Source organism: Komagataeibacter kakiaceti JCM 25156 (assembly GCF_000613305.1).
In genome coordinates, this window is the sequence record NZ_BAIO01000546.1 from 1 (window position 1) to 1,454 (window position 1,454).

The window sequence follows — 1,454 nt, forward strand, 5'->3', positions numbered from 1 at the left end:
CCGCGCTGCTGGACCTGAATGTCGGCTCGGCCGGGCGCGCCATGCTGGAGGCCGTGGCCGGGCTGGGGCTGTGGTTCCAGTTCATTGCGCTGCAAATCCTCTCACGCACACGGCTGGCGACATCCATCGGGCCGGATGTAGACAGCTTCGTGCAGGATTTTGGCCTTGCGCGCCTGCCCGGCACGGTGGCGACGGGCATGGTCACCTTTACCTCGTTCACGCCCGCCAGCCAGTCCGCCACCATTGCGGTGGGGGCGACGGTCCGGACCGCATCGGGCCTTGTGTTCGACGTGATGGAAGACAGCACCAATGCCGCCTGGTCGGCCAGCGCCGGGGGATATATCCGGCCTGCGGGCACCAGCGCCATTACCATTGCGGTACAGTGCGAAAGCGCGGGCACGGCTGGCAATGTGGCGGTCGGCGCGATCTGCCTGCTGGGCACGGCCATTTCCGGCATTGATACGGTCACCAACACCACCGCCCTGACCAATGGCAGCGATGGCGAGAGCGATGCGGCGCTGCGCGCGCGCTTTGTTTCCTACATCAACAGCCGCTCCAAGGCGACGGTCATGGCGATCGAGGATGCGGTAACGGATGTATCCGCCAGCCTGCTCTATCAGGTGCGGGAGAACGTGGATACATCGGGCGCGACCCTGCCGGGAAATGTGGTGGTATATGTCGATGATGGATCGGGCGATGTGGCCGATACGCTCATCAACACGGTCTATGCGGCGGTGGAGGATGTACGCCCCGCGGCCGTGTCCATCCAGGTGGTGCGCCCCGTGATCGTGCGGCCCGCCATTATCATGACGGTAACGCTAGGCGGCACGGTCGATGCCACGACCGTACAGGCCACCATCAGCACCGGCATCGCGTCCTATCTCAACAGTCTCGCCATCGGGGCGGCGGCCAGTTACTCGCGACTCATCCAGATTGCCTATGCCACCAGTACCGCCGTCACCAATGTTGCAGGCGTAACGCTGGCGGGGGGCACGGTCGACCTGCCAGCGACAACCGGAACGGCCTATCGGGCGGGGACGGTGTCCTTTGGCTGACATGACACGGAACGGCTTTGCCCGGCGCATCCGCATGCTGCTGCCCCTGGCTGGTTCCCCGCCGCTCCCGCCACGGGGGAGGCGGAATCCGCCCCGGTGCTGAACGCCATGCTGCAGGGCTTTGGCTGCATGTTCGCATGGATATGGGCCATGCTGGCGGGCACGAATGACCAGACGCGTCTGGCCACCATGTCCGACGCATTTCTGGATATGTTCGCCGCTGATTTCTTTGGCGCGACACTCACGCGCGGGCAGGGGGAAAGTGACAGTGCTTTCCGCACCCGTATCGAGGAAGCGCTGTTTCCATCGCTCGGCACGCGGCCTGATGTGGTCAATGTGATAACCGATGAGACAGGCGCGCCCGGCCGCGTGATCGAGCCGCGCAATGCCCGCCGACTG

1 protein-coding gene and 1 pseudogene are annotated in these 1,454 nt (G+C 65.0%); both read left to right on the top strand.

Translation table 11 applies throughout. From position 1 onward, the window contains the following. Positions 1 to 1,055, top strand: a 1,055-nt coding sequence (locus tag JCM25156_RS16420; RefSeq protein WP_025813969.1) for a baseplate J/gp47 family protein, incomplete at its 5' end; no start/stop codon positions are given. Positions 1,056 to 1,151: 96 nt separating this feature from the next. After that, a pseudogene (locus tag JCM25156_RS25520) lies at positions 1,152 to 1,454 on the top strand (hypothetical protein); the annotation flags it as partial.